General features: G+C 38.6%; 12 protein-coding genes and 2 pseudogenes. 12 read left to right on the plus strand and 2 right to left on the minus strand.

Going from position 1 to position 19,327, the window contains the following annotated elements; genetic code table 11:
* A pseudogene (locus tag F824_RS27355) lies at positions 1 to 160 on the plus strand (IS5/IS1182 family transposase); the annotation flags it as partial.
* Positions 161 to 356: 196 nt separating this feature from the next.
* Here F824_RS27355 and F824_RS0122395 read toward each other — a convergent pair.
* Positions 357 to 1,373: a LacI family DNA-binding transcriptional regulator gene (locus tag F824_RS0122395; RefSeq protein ID WP_026333866.1), complete on the minus strand. Its 1,017-nt coding sequence runs from the start codon at positions 1,371 to 1,373 to the stop codon at positions 357 to 359.
* A 342-nt stretch (positions 1,374 to 1,715) separates the two neighbouring features.
* Between F824_RS0122395 and uxaC the strand changes: the two genes are divergently transcribed.
* The 11 genes and pseudogenes from uxaC to F824_RS26740 all read left to right on the plus strand — a co-directional run bounded on the left by uxaC (position 1,716) and on the right by F824_RS26740 (position 17,494).
* Positions 1,716 to 3,149, plus strand: coding sequence for a glucuronate isomerase (uxaC, locus tag F824_RS0122400; RefSeq protein WP_019600182.1), 1,434 nt, complete (start codon positions 1,716 to 1,718; stop codon positions 3,147 to 3,149).
* A 12-nt stretch (positions 3,150 to 3,161) separates the two neighbouring features.
* The gene (locus tag F824_RS0122405; RefSeq protein WP_019600183.1) at positions 3,162 to 3,974 is read left to right on the plus strand and encodes an SDR family oxidoreductase; all 813 of its coding nucleotides are present in this window, start codon (positions 3,162 to 3,164) and stop codon (positions 3,972 to 3,974) included.
* A gap of 183 nt (positions 3,975 to 4,157) precedes the next feature.
* Positions 4,158 to 5,336 (plus strand): mannonate dehydratase, encoded by a 1,179-nt coding sequence (uxuA, locus tag F824_RS0122410; protein WP_019600184.1) that lies wholly within the window; start codon positions 4,158 to 4,160, stop codon positions 5,334 to 5,336.
* Between the two features lie 107 nt (positions 5,337 to 5,443).
* Positions 5,444 to 6,550, plus strand: coding sequence for a site-specific tyrosine recombinase/integron integrase (gene xerA, locus F824_RS0122415; RefSeq protein ID WP_019600185.1), 1,107 nt, complete (start codon positions 5,444 to 5,446; stop codon positions 6,548 to 6,550).
* A 114-nt stretch (positions 6,551 to 6,664) separates the two neighbouring features.
* A complete protein-coding gene (locus F824_RS0122420) occupies positions 6,665 to 7,924 on the plus strand; it encodes an adenylate/guanylate cyclase domain-containing protein (RefSeq protein ID WP_019600186.1) in 1,260 nt (419 codons plus the stop codon).
* Between the two features lie 170 nt (positions 7,925 to 8,094).
* Positions 8,095 to 9,732: a phospholipase D-like domain-containing protein gene (locus tag F824_RS0122425; RefSeq protein WP_081625039.1), complete on the plus strand. Its 1,638-nt coding sequence runs from the start codon at positions 8,095 to 8,097 to the stop codon at positions 9,730 to 9,732.
* A gap of 437 nt (positions 9,733 to 10,169) precedes the next feature.
* The gene (locus F824_RS0122435; protein ID WP_019600189.1) at positions 10,170 to 11,435 is read left to right on the plus strand and encodes a GTPase-associated system all-helical protein GASH; all 1,266 of its coding nucleotides are present in this window, start codon (positions 10,170 to 10,172) and stop codon (positions 11,433 to 11,435) included.
* Between the two features lies 1 nt (position 11,436).
* Positions 11,437 to 12,408 (plus strand): TRAFAC clade GTPase domain-containing protein, encoded by a 972-nt coding sequence (locus tag F824_RS27020; protein WP_019600190.1) that lies wholly within the window; start codon positions 11,437 to 11,439, stop codon positions 12,406 to 12,408.
* The gene (locus tag F824_RS0122445) at positions 12,401 to 13,258 is read left to right on the plus strand and encodes a TRAFAC clade GTPase domain-containing protein (RefSeq protein ID WP_019600191.1); all 858 of its coding nucleotides are present in this window, start codon (positions 12,401 to 12,403) and stop codon (positions 13,256 to 13,258) included. Before F824_RS27020 ends, F824_RS0122445 begins: the two co-directional genes overlap by 8 nt.
* Entirely contained in the window at positions 13,251 to 16,355 is a 3,105-nt protein-coding gene (locus tag F824_RS27025; RefSeq protein WP_019600192.1) for a GAP1-N1 domain-containing protein, read from the plus strand. Before F824_RS0122445 ends, F824_RS27025 begins: the two co-directional genes overlap by 8 nt.
* Positions 16,356 to 16,798: 443 nt before the next feature.
* Positions 16,799 to 17,494 (plus strand): annotated as a pseudogene (locus tag F824_RS26740) (Nmad2 family putative nucleotide modification protein).
* Positions 17,495 to 18,013: 519 nt separating this feature from the next.
* Here the strand turns inward: F824_RS26740 and F824_RS0122470 are convergent.
* Positions 18,014 to 19,315: a hypothetical protein gene (locus F824_RS0122470; protein WP_019600195.1), complete on the minus strand. Its 1,302-nt coding sequence runs from the start codon at positions 19,313 to 19,315 to the stop codon at positions 18,014 to 18,016.
* Between the last annotated feature and the right edge of the window lie 12 nt (positions 19,316 to 19,327).

The raw sequence follows: 19,327 nt of genomic DNA on the forward strand, positions 1-19,327 counted from the left end.
AAAGGAACGGTATAAAATAGAAGCGAAAAACGGAGAGTTAAAAAACGCACATGGATTTGGAAGGGCAATATCTTACGGGATAAATAACATGGAAATGCAAGCTGCCATAGCTTTATTCACCGTAAATGTTAAAAGGATCTTGAAACTGGCCCGGGTATAATCAAAAACTGGTAGAAAATCGTTGAAAATCATCAAAATTAGTTCGGTATAGGCTTCAATAGAGAAATTTTAAAAGCTAGTGGCGAAAAAAAAGAAAGCGGCTAAGTCACTCTTGTCAATGACTTAGTCGCTTTCAAAATTTTACCTTCAGTTTTAGCTACTTTTTCAGTGGCCTCTCGAAAGATTGGCCTTTTTTTTTATCCTTTGGAGGATTCCCTGATATGGATTTTGGAGGGCAGTACAATTACTTTGTTTTCCAAATCGGGTTGATTTTTCCGAGTCAGTTTTTTCATCAGCAATTTTGCACATTCCAGACCGATTTCGTAAGCAGGCTGAGAGATGGTGGTCAAGGGAGGATTCAACAATTCGGCAATCCGCATATTGGAAAAGCTGACCATTTTGAGGTCCTGTGGGATTCTTAACTTTGTTTTTCGGATGGCATGATACGTGGCAATGGCCAGCTTTTCGACGGAGGCCAAAATTCCGTCCGGCCGCTCCATACTGTACAAGAGCGCCGTCATCTGCTGGATATTTGCTTCCTCGGATTGTGAACACTGGATGACCCAATCTTCGGCAAAAGGCAAATTATGGTCCATCAAAGCTTGACGGTATCCTTTCAGGCGCTCTCTACCTATCGAGATTTCTTTGGACAACAATAAGAAAAATATTTTTTTGCATCCCCCTTCGATCAAGTGAACGGCTGCCTGATAGCCGGTTTCATAATCATTGGTAATGAATTTTGTCGTTGGGATTTCTTGGCATATTCGGTCAAAAAATATCAGTGGAATGTCTTTTTGATGCAACATCTCCAAATGGTCGATCGTGGAGGTCTGGCTGGATACCGACATCACGATGGCATCTACCCTCCCATTCAATAAAAAAGAAATGATCTTTCGCTCTTTTTCAACATCCTCATGCGAATTGTACACCAAAAGATGATATCCCAATTCTTGTGTGATGTCCTCGATTCCGTCGATTACCTGGCTGAAGAAGTTGTTGATCCTTTCTGGAATGATCACTGCAATGGTTTTGCTTTTGTGATTCCTCAGACTTCTCGCGTAGGGATTGGGCTGGTAATTGAGTTCTTTCGCAAGGGCTTTCACCTTGATTTTGGTGGGTTCGCTGATTTCATAACTGTCATTGAGCGCCCTCGAAACGGTCGAGGGTGACATTTTTAATCTTTCAGCTAAATATTTGATGTTGATTTCGTTCATTCTGTGTTTTTCTTTGCCCAAAATCACTGATAGTGGACATCCTTTTCTGGAATATCTTCTTTAAATCTTGTGAAATTAAAGCTAAAAATCAAATCTATCGCTGCACAAGGTTGTAAACGATGTCAAAAACAATCGGTGGAAACCTTTTATTCATATGATTGAGCATACCCGAATACCTGACGATTTTAAAGTCAAGGACCTAGGTGTCCCCTGAAATCTGAAAGAATCATAAACAAGAGAAGTACTAGTTTACGGAATCGATTGCATGATAAATTACAGCCCTTTGGCGGGAAAAGCAGCGTAAATTCGTTAAAATTATACCTTAACAAACCTTTATAACCTATGAGGATTTCAAATAGCCGCACCCAAAAGGGCTTCATGGATGAAGATTTCTTGTTGGAAAGTGAATTTTCCAAAATCCTGTACCACGAATACGCCAAAGACCAACCGATCATAGACTACCACAACCACTTATCGCCCATAGACATACACCAAAACCGAGTATTTGACAACATTTCTCAAATTTGGTTGGCGGGAGATCATTACAAATGGAGGGCCATGAGAACCTTGGGCATTCCCGAGCATTTCATCACCGGAAATGCCTCTGATGAAGAAAAATTCGAAAAGTGGGCCTATACCCTACCCTATACTTTAAGAAATCCGCTTTACCATTGGACCCACCTGGAGTTAAAGCGGTATTTCGGCATTACCGAATCCCTGAACCCTGACAATGCCAAGGAAATTTATGACTACACTTCCAAAATCATCGCCAGCCCGGAAAGCAGCAGCCAGATGTTGCTGAAGAAAATGAATGTGGAGATTGTCTGCACCACAGACGATCCGGCGGATGACCTGCAGGCGCATCAGGATTTCAAAAAATCAGGAAATGCCCTTGGGATGTTCCCGGCCTTTAGACCCGATAAGTCTTTTGCGGTCGAGAATCCGGATCAATATGTCCTTTACCTCGACAAACTGGCTTCCGCATCAAAAGTCAAAATCAATACCTATCAAGACTTACTGGAAGCGCTACAGCAGCGGGTGGATTATTTCCATCTCCATGGGGGAAGACTAGCCGATCATGGATTGGAAAGACTATATTATTTTGAGAAAAACACCTTTGGCATCGAGGATTTATTTAAAAAAGCCAAAGATGGACTGCCCCTTTCAGACATTGAAATCCAGTTTTTCAAATTCAAAACCCTGTTGGAATTGGCAAAAATGTACCATGGAAAAGGTTGGACACAGCAATACCATTTGGGCGCCTTAAGAAATACCAATTCCCGAATGTTGCAGCTGCTGGGCCCCGACTCGGGTTTTGATTCCATCGGGGATTTTAACCAAGCCTATCCCCTTGCCAAATTCCTGAATGAATTGGACAAAACAGATCAGTTGGCCAAAACCGTCCTGTACAACCTCAATCCCAAGGACAACGAGATCTTTGCAACCATGGCTGGGAATTTCAGCAGCAGTGCTTTCAAAGGAAAAATACAGTTCGGATCGGGTTGGTGGTACCTTGACCAAAAGGACGGAATGGAAAGACAAATGAATACCCTTTCAAATATGGGAATGATCAGTTGCTTTGTGGGAATGCTGACGGATTCCAGGAGCTTTTTGTCTTTCCCAAGACACGAATATTTCCGCAGGATCCTTTGCAATCTTTTCGGAAAAGATGTCGAGAACGGAGAATTGCCGGCGGACGAAAAATGGCTGGGCAAAATCATTTCAGATATTAGCTACCACAATGCAAAATCATACTTTAACTTTCCAAAAGGATAAAAACATATTTTCATGCCTCTATTTTCAATTGAAAACAAAAAAATCATCGTAACCGGAGCCACTGGTGTCTTGGGAAAGGCAATGGCGCAGCATCTTGCAGCCGAAGGCGCAGATGTCATCGTACTCGGCCGAAACGCCGAAAAAGTAAATGAATTTGTCGGTGAATTGACAGCTTCTGGGGGAAAAGCCTTGGGCATTATCGCTGATGTCACCCAAGAATCCGATCTCCAACATGCAGCACAAAAAATCAAAGACACCCACGGGACCGTTGATGTTCTCATCAATGTGGCCGGAGGAAACATGCCCGGAGCAGTCGTCAGACCTGATCAGACCGTGGCAGACTTGTCCGCAGAGGATGTCAAAAAAGTCATGGACCTCAATTATCTTGGGACTTTTCTCCCCATTAAAGCATTCCTTCCCCTGATGCTGCCCAATGACAAAGGAAATATCATCAACATCTCCTCCATGGCTGCTTCCCGCCCCATGACACGGGTGTTGGGTTATGCCTCCGCCAAAGCAGCGATCGACAACCTGACCAAGTGGATGGCTGTGGAACTCAACCAAAAACATGGCGCAGGATTCAGGGTCAATGCCATAGCGCCGGGTTTTTTCCTGACGGAACAAAATCGAACGCTCCTCACTGAAACAGACGGAAGTCTTACACAGCGGGGAAACCAGATTATCAGTCATACCCCAATGGGCCGATTTGGAAATCCTGAGGATCTACTCGGCGTGCTCCAGTGGCTTTGCAGCGATGCTTCTCTGTTTGTCACTGGGACCATCATCCCGATCGACGGTGGATTCAGTGCGTATAGCGGCGTTTAGATGAATAAAGTAAAACAGTAAAAACACTTGAGATCTAGGCCTTAGGCAAAAATTGAATTTGAGTCACAGAAAAAGCGGATTTGAGGACCCAGAGAATAAATTCAATTCTACCTTATTTCTGCATGATCTCGAGACTATTTCGCCCTTCTTCTTTCCTATTTTCAATCAAAAAACAATGAACCCATGACATACAAAATGGAACAAACCATGCGCTGGTATGGGCCCAATGATCCCGTCAGCTTGGCGGATATCAGGCAAGCCGGTGCCACAGGGATCGTCAATGCCCTCCACCACATTCCCAATGGTGAAATCTGGACAAAGGAGGAAATCCAAAAAAGGAAATCCCTGATTGAAGCGGCTGGCTTGGTATGGTCAGTGGTGGAATCTGTGCCCGTACACGAGCAGATCAAAACCCGATCAGGAAAATTCCAAACCTATATCAATGCCTATAAAACCACCTTGGAAAACCTCGCTTCGGCGGGAATCCATACGGTTTGTTATAATTTCATGCCGATTCTGGACTGGACCAGGACCAATTTGTCTTATACCCTGCCGAATGGTGCAAAAGCCCTTCGATTTGAAAAGAATGCGATTATGGCATTTGATCTTTTCATCCTCAAAAGGCCAAATGCAGAAAAAGATTATACGCCTGCTGAATTCGCCAAAGCAAAAGTCTATTTTGAAGGCTTGTCAGAGGACGAAAAAGACCTGATCGTCACCAACGTGATCAAGGGACTTCCGGGATCTGAGGAAGGCTATACGGTGGAGCAATTCCAAGAAGCACTCAATACCTATCAGGGGATTGATAGGGCAAAATTGGCCGACAACTTACGCCTGTTTTTGGATGAAATCATCCCAGTCGCAGAAAAAAACCGGGTGTTTATGGCGATACACCCAGATGATCCACCATTTGATATTTTCGGTTTGCCCAGGGTGCTCAGTACCGCCAATGATGTAAGAAGATTGCTGAAGGACAATCCAAGTCCCTACAATGGCTTGACCTTTTGCACGGGTTCTTTTGGTGTCAGGGCTGACAATGACCTGCCGGCGATGGTGGATGAATTTGGCGACCATATTCATTTTATCCATTTGCGAAGTACCAAAAGAGATGCCGAGGGAAATTTTCACGAAGACAACCACTTAGAAGGCGATGTGCCGATGGTGGAGGTCATCCAGGAAATCCTCAAAATCCAGCAAAAAAGGCAAAAATCCCTTCCCATGCGTCCCGATCACGGTCACCAAATGCTGGATGATCTGAAGAAGACCACCAACCCAGGCTATTCGGCTATCGGAAGGTTAAAGGGATTGGCCGAAATCAGGGGTGTGGAAGAAGGATTGCTTTTTGTGTTGGACAAAAAATAGTATATGGGTTTGGAATTAAAACTCTCCAAAAATCAAGGATAAAAGAAAGTCCAATCATAGAATTAAGCTTTTTTTACTTACTTTGAGATAAATTTTTTGGAGGGCCAATGAAAACTATTTTTATCAAAAATGCTGCGTTTCAAAAAAAGCAATTGGTGCTACTGGAGTTCCCTTTTGATTTTGAATTGAAAGAATTGGTAAAGACCCTTGCAGGTGCTGACTGGAAACCGTCTCTGAAAGCTTGGACAATCCCCTATTCGGACGCTGTCCTTCCCGATTTGCTGGTTATTTTCAAAGGCAAGGCTTGGTTGGACTATTCCGGATTCAAAAAGGTGGAAATCGAGGCCACACCGGAAGCTTTACCGACATTGGCTCCAGCGTTGGCTCTGGAAATCCAACACTTTACCGATTGGATGCGGAACAGGCGATATTCGGAATCCACCATCAAAAACTACACAGGCGGGCTAGGTCTCTTCTTCCGGTTTGTCGGAAATAAAAATCCTGAACAGATTACCAATGAGGACTTGGAATCCTTTCATAAAAATTATATCATTAGAAAAAAATACTCCGCCTCCTTCCAATCTCTGGTGATCAATGCAGTGAAGCTTTATTTTTCTAACAGACTAAAAAGAAAATTGGAGCCGATGGAGATTGAGCGACCAAAACAGCCCCGACTCCTACCCCATGTGCTCAGTAAAGGAGAAGTGAAAACCATCCTGCAAGCCCACCAAAATATGAAGCACCGGGCAATGCTGAGCCTGATCTACGCATGCGGACTTAGACGAGGAGAACTCCTGAATCTCAAACTCACTGACATCGATTCGCAAAGAGGAATGGTACGCATCAACCAGGGAAAAGGCGGCAAAGACCGTATGGTACCGATCAGTGACAAAGTGATCGGGATGCTTAGGGAATACTATCATTACGGAAAGCCAAAAGAGTATTTGTTTGAAGGAGCTACCTCGGGACAGACCTACAGTCCAACAAGTCTTCAAGAAGTGTTAAAATCTGCGGTTAAAAAATCCGGAATTAAGAAGCCAGTTACTTTGCATTGGTTAAGACATTCGTATGCGACCCATTTGCTCGAATCAGGCACAGATTTGCGGTTTATCCAAGAACTATTAGGTCACAACTCCAGTAAAACAACTGAAATATATACTCACGTAAGCCAAAAAAGTCTTCAAAAGATTAAAAGCCCTTTTGACGATCTTTAAAAATAAAACCAACAAAACCGTATCTATCGATCCAATAGTGGAAAGTTTATATGGAAAAACCGAAGGAATAAACAAGTTGGCAGCAACCATAACGAGACAAACACGATACTAAATATGGCTAAAAAACTTTTTGAAAATAAGAAACCAGAATCTGTTGACAAGCAACTTGACACTTTGGAAGCAATCAGACAGAGAAAGGAAGAAATTATCGCACAAGAAACTGAGACTATAAAAAATATTAGAGCCGGTTTTCAGGAGACGGTAGTAATGTTTATAGATATGGTTGACTCGACTAAGTTTAAGACTGCGAACGTAGAGACACCTGAAAAATGGATACTAAGAGTAAGGCAATTTTCAGAAATCGTCAGAGAATACATTTCAGAATGTGGTGGAAGAGTAGTAAAATACATCGGTGACGAATTAATGGCTGTATTTCCAAGAGCGAGTAAAATTAATGATGCTATTAATCTACTTAATCGTATCAAAGATTTACAAAGGGATTTATCAGAAATAACAGGTGAACCTACAACTATAAAAATTGCTCTTGACTTTGGTCAGGTTTATTTCTTGGAATATGATGGACATAACGAACCTGACCCACAAGGAACACCAATAGATAGATGTGCAAGAATTTCCAAATATTGTCGTCCAGGAACCGCATTAACATCATTTGAATTGGTTAAAAACTCTGATAATACTCGTCTTTGGTCTTTGGTAGGTGAAGCAGAACTTAAAGGAATTGGAACTACAAGAATATATCAATTTGGAGAAAGCACTATTGAAATAAAAGAAACAACCGAGATTCCAATTACTGATTTAACAACACTTAAAGAAAAAATAAACAAGCAACAATCAGATTTAGAAAACATCACTTTACAATTCAAAGAAGCTGAATCAATAAATGGAGAGCTTGCTCAAAAACTAAAGGAAGCAGGAGAAAAAGTTCCTGAAGATTTGATTATTCAAAACGAAGATGATGACAATGAATGCGAACAAAATTGGGATAGAATAAAATCCAAAATATCTGCACTCAAAAAGATGATATATGATTGCCCATCACCACAATATGAATATGGGAGATTTTTGTTTCTTCATATGCAAGATGAATATTGGGAATACAACTCATATACAGGCGACACTTTTGATACTTCAATTGAATCTAACTTACTTAGAGTGACAGGAGAAAAATATTACAAACTTGACACTTCAAACAGACGAAACAAGAAAGCTATTGAATTGATGGATGAAATTGAATTTGACCTAGAAAAGTTTGAATCAGAATGTAGAGAAGATAACGACAACGACCTTTTTGACTATAGTTTAAAATCCCCTGAATTTTGGAGTAAGTATGTTGGAATTACGGTTACAAGATAGAATGGCAGCTGCCAACAGCCGTTTTGCAAAAGCGGGGGTTTCGTGCTTCTATGACAGTGAAGTGCTAAATTCAAGCTTTGTGCATCTAATGAAGTTTAGTGCTAAAAATCCCCGCCTTCGCAAAGCGGCAAAACGTTGGTGGCAAGCATAAAGAACATACACGACAGATAATGCAAGTAACATTTTTAGGACACGGACTTGAGAGCAGCCAATTCAATGTTGGAAAACAATTAGTGAATTCGTTTGAGAACAAGTATTTTGACAATTTCTATGGATTTGTTGCTTTTGTTGCATTAACAGGAGTTGACAAAATCCTACCTTCAATCAAATCCTCTCGTGACAAATTTAAAAATCTCAGATTTTACGTGGGTGTAGACAATAAAGGAACATCAAAAGAAGCTCTAGAAAAATTACTACACAATGAAATTGAAACGTACGTTTATCACCGTGATGAAGATTATATAACCTATCATCCGAAACTATTTTTATTTGAAGGTGAAAAATTTTCGAGAGTAATAATTGGTTCATCAAACCTTACAAGTTCAGGTTTCATTGCGAATATTGAAGCGTCAATTCAGCTCGACTTCAATACGAAAACAGATAAACAAGGAATTAAACTTCTAAGGGAAATTAAAGAATACTACAATGACTTGATTGAACTCAGCAATATACATACTCGAAAACTTACAAGAGAGTTAATTGATGAATATGAAGAAGCCGATTTACTCTACAAGCAATTTTTCTCAAATAAAAAAGAAGAATCACAACCGACTGACGGTGAAAATGGTAACAAGAAAACAAAAAAAGTCAAACTCCCTGAAGTTGATTTAACAGATGGCTTTGACCCAAAAGACACTCCAGGTTATGATAAAAATGTAAAAGCAACACAAAACGACTATGATAATTTTGACTACTTTTTAGATAGGTATATTGTTTATAAAAGAGATGTTCGCACATCGGGAGTTGTAACTAAGACAACAGATGACAAAGAATTACTTCGGTGGTATTTTAGAATGAAAGAACTTATTAGGAACGAAGCAATGCCTGACGACCTTCTTTTACGTTTAATTGATGTTGACTTTCCTGTTGGTGATGGTTGGGAAAAAACCAGTATGATGATTTGGGAAAAGCGTTTCAAAGAAATGCTTGCTTATAAACAAGAATTCAATCCTGATAGTGAGATAACTCACGTGCCACAGTTCAAAGAAAAAAGTCACCCACATTATTCAATAGGTTCTTGGTGTGCCCAACAGAAACAAAGACGAAAAGGAAATCAAACTCCTATATGGACTGATTACGAAGAAGAAAGAATGAATTCCGTAAACTTTCTTTGGGAAGTTCCAAACCTTGGTAGTGAGCCTGATGATGAAGGTTGGTATGAAAAATTACTTGAATTAGAAAGTTACTACAAAGACAAAAACAACTATAAATCAATCCCGCATCAACACACCAAAATTGGGAAGTGGCTTAATGAACAAATAACTTTAAAATTGACAGGTAGTCGTGGTAAAGTCAAAAAATTTCTGAATCCACTTAGGACTGAATTATTAGGGGAAGTTCTCTCAAAAAATGGAGTTGAATGGGAATGGCAAAAGCAAAAAGAAAGAGAAGCCATAGAAAATTTAGCAGAAGAATTTATTAAAAATCAAGACCCTAAAGAATTAGAAAAACTTAGTAAAGACGAAAGAAAAAAGTATCAAGAAAGAGTATCACAAGCAAGATACAGAAGTAAGAAATGGGACGACTCAAAAAGACTGATATTGATTAATGCAGGAATGGAGTTACCTAAAAAAGATGAACAAAAATGACACTTAAAACAAGAATGCCAGCCACCAACAGCACCTACCCAAAAGTGGCGGTTCAGTGGTTAAATCAAGCTTTGTGCTTCTATCAAAGTTTGTGCTTGGTTGACAGTGAAGTGCTTCGAAATCGCCACCTTCGGGTAGCTGCAAAACGTTAGGCAACATGCTAAAAGACGACAGTATCGTAAATAAGCTGAGATAGAAATAAAGAAATTTAATGACAACATGATAGACCAATTCAAAGGACTGGAGATTTTTTCTCTTTCGACAAGGAAGAGTAAAGTGAATATTTCCCTCGCTTCGCACTTTTTAAAATTTCTCTGCCAACCCGCATTTGGCACATTTGCAAAGCCAGACATGCCAACGCACAACCAAAGCTTTACAAAAGAGCCAAATTTTTGCCCACAAATTAAACAGGATAACAACATTAAAAGAATATAATTATGGACGATAATTTCTTGCAGTTAACTCTTAAATCAGGCCTTTTCGATATTGGTGATAAAGAAGAAAGACTAAAATGGTTACAGCAATCAGTAACCGCCTTGGTGAAAATTCTAAAAAAGGATTATTCCCTTTTGCCCAAGTATTCTTTGGTTGCACTAGATCCCAATATCTCTGATAAAGAACCAATTCTAAATGATGTTGAAAAGATTGTGACCAAATATTGGACGGCACTTAGAGGTAAATATCCTGATATGCCTAGAAATATTCACAGAGGTGTTATTCTAAATGCATTGATGGAATTGGGAAGCGAAGATCCTGTTGCTGCGAGAATTATCTACTTAACATCTTCTAATTTCTTTCCTTTCGCAAAACTGGGCAAGGAAAAGGATATTGTCTTTACTCTCTTAACTGAATTAGGAGAAATTTCAGAAACCCATGCAGTTAAAGAATGGTCACTTATTGAAGAAGAGCCAAAACTGAAACTTGGAAGTCTAAAGATAAATGATTTAAAATTCGGCAAAGTAGAACTAGATAAAGAAGATCTTCAAGAAAAGCTATTTGCCGCTCTTGCCAATTCACCTCAAGGGCATGGGCCACAGCATGGTGGTCAATCAAGTTGGGGACAATCTTTTTCAAATAAATCCAGTGTAGCTATTGCCGAGTCCTTTAATTCAGCTTTATCCGAATTAAACAAATCTCTTTCCCCAGCGACTTTAGAAGATCCTATAAACAAGTTTTTCACTTCATTTAAAAAGTCCTTAGATGAGAACTTAAAGTCCTCATTTGCTTCTATTGTCGCTGTTGAGCGAAGAAGTAAATTGCTTTGGTGGAAAGAAACCCTTTATTCTCCATCATTAAAGAAAAGCTACCGGGAAGTTTCAATTCCTGTTCTTCCTATTTTGATGGGAAGTGATCTTAACGAGCAGGTTGCAGAAATAACTCCAATAAGTGTAGACTATCTATTAAGAGATACCTTGTTAATACTGAACGAAAAGAAAGGTGAAAAAATAAAGTTTAAAGACTTCTTTAACTCTTTATCAAAAGATTCAACAAAATCTGAGTTAACCAACCTTTTGACCGAAACAAATGAATCCGATGGAAGAATTAGTATAACTGATTTTATCATTCTTTTCTTAAATGATAAGGCTAAACTCAAAGACTTCACTGAAAGAACAGGAATTAAACAAGATGATGAAGTTTCTATTGAAGATTTATCTGTCATTATTTTCCATGATTTACTCACCAAAAGACTAAGCTCGAAGTAATATGGCTGGAAATTGCTCACAACCTAAATGTTACCCCGAGGATAGTGGATGCAATATCGAAGGATGCATAAATCTTTCAGATTGCAAATACTATGGCAAAAAGGATAGTCCCAAAAAGGAAGACAAACAAGAATTAGAAAATGAAGGACATAGAACCTCTTGGACAGGAAATACAATGGGGCTCTATGACCTCAATTTCTTAACAGCATCAAGAAAACCAATTTTTATAGGAGTTACGGGAGTGGCAAGTGCTGGAAAAACTACGTTTTTAGCTACACTTTATTGTCTTATTAGACAAGGTGCTAAAATAGGTGAGTATAGTTTTGCTGGTTCACTTACTCTTAACGGATGGGAAGATATTGCATGGTATCTCAGTTGGAAAAGCAATGCAGAAATTCAGTTCCCAGACCATACCACAAATAACACAGGGAGAGTTCCAGGGTTACTCCATTTAACTTTAAAAAATAAGGCAGGTAAGAATATTGACCTAATTCTCACCGATGCACCAGGTGAATGGTTTGATCACTGGAGCAATAATATCAATAGCGAAAATGCTATTGGTGCTCAATGGATATATGAAAACTGTGATGGTTTTTTACTTTTTGCAGACAGTGATATGCTTTCTGGTAGCCAAAGAGGAAATGCTAAACGACAGCTCAAACAAGTTTCAGATCGGCTAATTGAAAGCATCAATGATCGTCCAATTGGCCTAATATGGTCTAAATCAGATTTAGAGTTACCCCATCAGACTAAACAACAAATTATTACACATATAGAAGCTACTCCATTTAAACACTTCAATCAATTTGAAACTAGCGTCCAAGAAGGTGCTAAGGGTAAATTTCATAAGGCAATTTTGGAATCAGTTAACTGGATTATTGAAGTATTAAACCAAAATTGTAATTCTCTTCCGAAGATTTCAGTAGCCAAACCCGAGGATATGTTTCTTTCAAAACGCTCGATCAATGAATGATATGGAAAAACATAATATTTTGATAATTGGAGGTCCAAATACAGGAAAAACTCATTTTGGTATTCAATTGTACGAACGTATAAACAGTCGTCAGTTCGAATTTAAAATCGATCCCAAAAACCGACCCTCTGATTTGTCAATTTTTGAAGACGGATTAAAAAACATTTATAATGGTCAAAGAGCTGCACATACCGAAGCAGGAGCTAATCGAAGTATTGAACTGATAATCACGGACGAAAAGAACTCTGAAGTCAAATTGGCCTTCCCAGACTATGCAGGTGAACAAATCACCTCAATTGTAGATAATAGAAAGGTCAATGATTTATGGAAGGACTACATTGAAAATAGTACATCATGGGTATTGTTCATTCGACTAAATGAACTAACTCCACTAGAGGATATTGTAAACAAGGGAATTCCAAGTGCCGAAGAAATTCAAAAAAGGAACAGTCAGCCGCCTCCCGTAAAGGTATCAGAAGCGGCCTTCTATGTAGAATTGCTTCAAACGTTAGCATACATCAAAGGGCTTTCAACATTCTCTCCAATTAGTCAACCTAACTTAACCGTGGTTTTATCCTGCTGGGATGAACTAGAAATACCTGAAGGTCAAGTTCCCTCAACTTTACTTCAAGAAAGGCTACCTATGTTATTTGACTTCTTGAATAATAACTGGCAAAATGAATCTCTTGCAGTTATAGGCTTATCATCAACAGAGAAATCTCTTACCGATGAGCCTGATGATGAATTCATCGATAAAGAACCTATCAATTTCGGGTATTACATAAATAAAAAGGGCGATTCTCAACGAGACTTAACTCTTTCAATTAAGGATTTCATCGGGCATGAGTAAAATTGTCATCAATCAAGCATATTATGGTGAAGTCAATAAGTCTCACTCCAAAATTCATCAAACTATTGATGATTCAGAATTGACATCATTTTTAATACAGTTCACAGATCGACCAGGCCCACTTCCTCCTGGAGTTTTGCTCAAACCATATTTATCAGGCTCTGCTTTTAAAAATTATTACGTATTCTCTAAAACCTTTCCAGACCCACAAGCTAGTCGTTCTGGCATGGTAGTAACACATGTTTTAATAGCGGACATATCAACACTTGAAGACATTAATGACTTACAAATCATCCTAAGACTATTGATTTCAGAAGTTCCAGTTGAAAGAACCAATTTGGAGCCTATTGAACTTAACGTTAAGCATTCTGACCACTCCTATGAATTAACACAGCCAATTTTTATTCAAAAATCTCTTTCATCATTTATCAAAGGGGATTTACCTATTCTGTTTACGGGTGATTTAGTCTCTTTTGAGGGAATTCTTCAAAAATTATGGAATTCTCCAATCAGTGGTTTTAGAGAACAACTTAAGTACAGAGCCAGTTTTTCACCAACAGACATAGAAGGTTCGGATGATTTAACCTTAGTATTTATTCAAAGTGAATTATTGCCAAAGTGGAATACCAATAAGCTGATCCGTGGAGAAGAGAATGACATAATTGAAATCTCATCCCCAACAGAAGCCTTGTTTCTTGGAAAACAAAAAGAAAACCCATTGTATGATTTTCTTAAAAGAATTGGTGCAAATCTTGACGATCTAAATTCATATATACAAGGCAATATATTGTTTGAAGATTATGTTGATTTGGACAACCTGGATGATCCAGACCTTATAAGACGTGATTTAAGGATTCTTTCAAAACTTTCACCAAATAAGAGCCTAGGTGCTTCCGTTAAAGAAGAGTTTATTGAGAAGTACAATGGTCTAATCAATAGTGGCTTAGAGTCAAATGTTAAAGGGCTAAGGAACATCTCTTGGAACGCCTATATTGATGGAGAAGAAAAAGGTAAAAACCTTGTAAATGCCATTTTAGTTAGGGCAATTAGAGATTCAAAGTTTATGCATATTGAAATGCTTTCAGAAGTTTCTTCAATTGCAGTGAATGAAACAAGCAAATCATGGTGGCATAAAGCCATCGTTGATTCATTTAAAAAAATCATATTTGAGTCGGAAGAGATCATTCAAAAATCAATTTGGAAGCTATTACTTTTTTCAAAGGACTGCTCCAAATCCATCTTTTCAGTAATCCCTTCTCGCAAAGGTTCAGAATTACTTCTAATTCAACATTTGCCTAAAGAAGTTCCAACTGAAATTGGAAAGACTGTCTTAGTTGAGCTACAAAAAAGGAAATGGTATTTGTTGCATGCGGAAATATTGTTAAAACTCTACAAAACAATAGAAGCAGTTGAAAAACAATTGTCTTTTGAGGATTCATTAAGTTATGACGAGTCAATAGGGTTGAAATTGATTCTCAAAAAACTTTCAGATAATGAGGCCTTAGCAATAACCTTAAAATTATGTAACGACAAATTGATTCATGGATTAATAAAAAGAGCAATAAAAAATGAATCCATTTTTAGTTCGATTGATCTTCAAGTTTCCTGTTGGCTGACTATCTGGACAGGCTTACTAAATGAAGAAAAATCTTTTAGTTACGGGATTAAAGGCAAAGAACAAGCTCTAGTTTTCAGTGTATTTGATTTAGCGTTAAAGGGTAAGAAAATTGATGACGTAGTTTTTGAAAGAACTTCCGAAACAATCTACTCCAATATTTCAGAATATAAAAACCGTCAAAAAATCTGGGTCTATATTCCTGCTAGTTATCAAGCTAAGTACATTGAATCAACAGCAGAATCATTAGTAGAAAAGATAGTGAATGAGGGAATTGATGGTTTGTCAATTGAAAAAATATTAGCTGATCATATCACCTCAAAACCCTTCATGACGTCATTTCTAAGTAAAAACAGAAGTGAAATAGAGCCTGTATTAAAGATATTTGAGAGCTTTACAACCCATTCCGATAAGTTTCTTAGTGATTATATAGTCCACTATCAATTACAAATCACTAAAAATCAATCTAACCGACTTGGAGCACTTATTATATCAAGGAATTACGCGGCTTCTGCAAGGGCAGTTTATGATAAATCTCGTTACTACAAATCATTCACCTTGGCATATGAAGTTTGTAAATCTCTGGTAAAATTAAATTGGTGGGAATCCTCATGGTTAAACCCATTCCAAAAATCAATGCAACAATATTATCCTATGGAACAACCTAAAAACACTGCAGAAAACCATATTGAATCGCTTCCAACTATCGTCATATTAACCGCTATACAGGAAGAATATGATGCTGTTAGACAATTCTTAAAAGAAGTAGTTGAGGTTGATCAAAATGACACAACATATGAAGCCGGAATATTCACAATGTATGATAAAGATATTGCCAAGGTCATCATACGAGAATGCGGAGCTAAAAACACAATTGCTGCTCAAGAAACAGAAAGAGCCATTAGTAATTTCAAACCTGATGCAATCTTTTTCGTGGGAATCGCAGGATCACGTAAACCCAGTGACTTTTCAATTGGAGATGTTATTTTCCCGAAAGAAATTTACTCTTACGAAGCAGGTAAAGCTGAAAAAGACCGGTTTATGGCTCGACCAGACTTGGCATCTTCAACTTATGCACTTGCAGAAATTGCAAAAAAAGAAAGAAGAAAAGATGAATGGAAGACATTAATAAAGAATGGTTGGAATACAGAAGTGAAAGCAAATTTAGGCATAATTGCATCTGGAGAACAACTTATTGAAGATTATGAATCGGAAGTCGGAAAAATTCTCACCGAACATTATAATGATACCTCAGCAGTCGAAATGGAAGGCTTTGGATTTGCCAAAGCAGCCCTTAGGCAAGGAAGGAGTTCTGGGAATATGATGATTGGTGTTGTGAGAGGTATTTCTGATATAATTAAGCAACCTGGTAAAAAGAAAAATGAATCCTCTACAGATGTAAGGCCAGATAATGCAAAAAAGTTAGCGTCAGATACAGCAGCTGCATTTGCTTATTGGTTGATATTTAAAGCGTTCCAATAATCAACGCATACCTGTAAGCACATTTGCAGGTCCCACAAAGCCTTCGCTCGTCCAAAACCAGCAAAAGAGCTTCCAAGTCCCTGCCTGAGAAAAGAGAAATAATAAAAAATGCCCCACACGCGAAAGAAATTAAATGATGAAAAGTAAGACTGAATTATCGAGAGAAGAAGAAGCACGATTGCCTAACAGCGTGTATGTGGCAATAGCGGGTGAAGGGGTAAATCGAAAGTCTGTGCTTCTAAGAAACTTTGTGCTAAACGGACAGGAAAGTGCTTCTAATCCGCTACTGCACATACACGCAAACCGTTAGTGGCAAGTGTAACTGACGACATAGAAATAAACAATTAACATTTAAAACAGAAAATTATGACTTGGTGGATTTTATTTGGAGTGGGAATTACTTTTATGACACTCATTCTTGCAGGTGCATTTAAAAAGAAAAAATGACGAGAATTTACTCATACATATTACGAATAGACGATGGAGCGGCTCCAAATCCATTTTGGGGACTATGCATATAGACAATTTGTAAACCTGCAATAAGAAGAAATGCTCAAATAGGTGATTGGGTTATTGGGACAGGTTCAAAAAACACAAAACTTAAAGACAATAGAACTTATGACTTTTCAGACAGCATAGTGTATGCGATGAAAATTACAGATAAGAAATTATTGAGTGAATATGACGCGTTTTGTAAAAACGACTTAACCAAAAAAATTCCCAAAGGGAATACAAAAGATTGGAGACTTCGTGTTGGGGACTGCATTTACGATTACTCGGCAAACAGCGAACCAACAATTAGAAAAGGGGTTCACAATGAAGGTAACAGACAAAGAGATTTGGGTGGATATAATTCGTTACTATCTGGCCACTTTTATTATTTTGGCGTTGAAGCAAGACCTCTTCCAACAGAATTAAAGGAACTGATAAAGAAAAACCAAGGACACAAGAAATTAGAAAAGCCCGACCTCATTCAAAAATTTGAAAAATGGATTGAACAATTTGAGAAAAATAAATTGTATGCAGACCCACAAATGAGATGGCTTTTTGACAGGGATTTATCAGACGGAGAATTATCTTCTTGTATCAAAGAGAAGTTGGCAAATGACGAAGACGAAAACGAAGAAACGCTATGCTGAAAGAAAGAACAACAGCCACTAACAACTAGGCTTTTGTTGCGTACGCAGTACGAACAATGAAGCTATAGAAACAAAACAACATTCGATCTGACGGACAAAGATTCGGTTTCATAATCCCGTGCTTCATTGAAGAAAGCCAATCAAATATCATCCGTTGAAATTAAGATCTTCCTCAAATCAAGAATGGAAGAATGTCAATTCATACAATCCAGCTTTGTTTCCCAACCCGTGTGGATACAAAGCTGGATTTCGGATTTATCTGCTCTTGCAGGTATTGTCCACATCATGGATAGGAGCATCAAAACCGAGAGATTTTGACACCCTTTTTCCAAATCAAGATACCAGGCTATTTAACCCGTGTCATGAATTCCCAATTCATGACACGGGTATAATTTCTTAATGATCAGTGATTTGTGTGTTATTTTTGACTTCATTGTATAGGTATTATTCTTATTCTCTCAAAACCCTGATTTTCTTGTAGTTTCAATCCTATTAGAAAATCTAATGCATATTTCGAATTTAATTCATTCCCATCTGTTTTTTAGTTCCATTGGGCAGGATTTTGACACTTCCCGTGATATTTGTCTCAGGATTTTTTATTCTATGGCCTGTGGATTTCTCCCAATTGTTGACCACCATCAAGATGTCTACCAAAGCGACTTTTTGCGCAGGATCAGCTGCTAGTGATCCACTGGCCGTTGAGCTTTCGATTACCCTTCTTATCCAAAGATCCGGGGCGGAAATTTCGAAAGTCCCAAACTCTATATTTCTCAGAATCGTGGCCATTGGAGCGGCCATATCAAACAGCGATTGGGTCTTTTTGTGTGAACCTATCCCTACTTTTTTACCGATATTGGCCAGTCTTTCGGACGAAGTATTCGCCTGACAACCCAAAAAAGAAACCAAGGGACTGTCGTATGAAATAATGTAAAACATCCAGGACATCATCACCACAGATGCATATTCCTCCCTGGACAGATTCATGTATTGATAGGTAGACAGCTGGATATTGCCGGTACTTCCTCTTCTGGCCATCAGCATCTGCCTGAGTTTAGTGGCCATGTCGATGATCCTTTGGTAATCCGTGGAATTGGCGACACTTGTATTTTGTGCATTGATATACCCCTGCCAGAGTTCGGAAAGAAACTGCTCGAAAAGGAAGATAAAATCCTTATTTGCGGATTTGGCCTTGATATAACTATAATCTATATTGCTACCTTCAGTCGGTTCACCAAAGGCCAGATCCATCCCAAACATCCTGAAATAGACATTTCTACGGCTTCCCTCGGGATTCGGGCGAAGATTTCCCGTTATGTTTCGGTAGTTGGTGTTGGAAAGGGTTTTGAAAAACAAATTCTCTGTGTTCTGTATCCAAAGAAAAGCTTGGTTATGGGAAGGATCCTGTGCACTTGCGATTCCCAATTCCTCATCATGGCGGTAAAGATAGATCAGCCTTTCCATGATCTGTGACAAGCGAGAGTTTTCAATCAGGTAGGCATAAATCAAATGATAAGGTGGTGCATCCTTAGGCTTGAACATTTCAAAAGCACTGATTGGCCCATGGATCATATCATACCAATGTTTTTGGATGGCCTTTTCAAGCACCACCGAATCTTCGTAGGAGACGAAATCCTGCCGGAATTGATTTGAATAAGTTTCATTTTGATTGCTTAGTTTAGGCAATTCAGGCCTAGGTTCCCCGGGAAGTACCTCGATACCACTTGAGAAAGGCGCCCCGATAAAATCGCTGGTTATTATTGGACTGCCTGGCCTTACCTTATCTGTACAAGCGGTATATATCAAATGATCGATGACATCCATAATGTTCTGAAT

Source organism: Rhodonellum psychrophilum GCM71 = DSM 17998 (genome assembly GCF_000381545.1).
GTDB lineage: Bacteria > Bacteroidota > Bacteroidia > Cytophagales > Cyclobacteriaceae > Rhodonellum > Rhodonellum psychrophilum.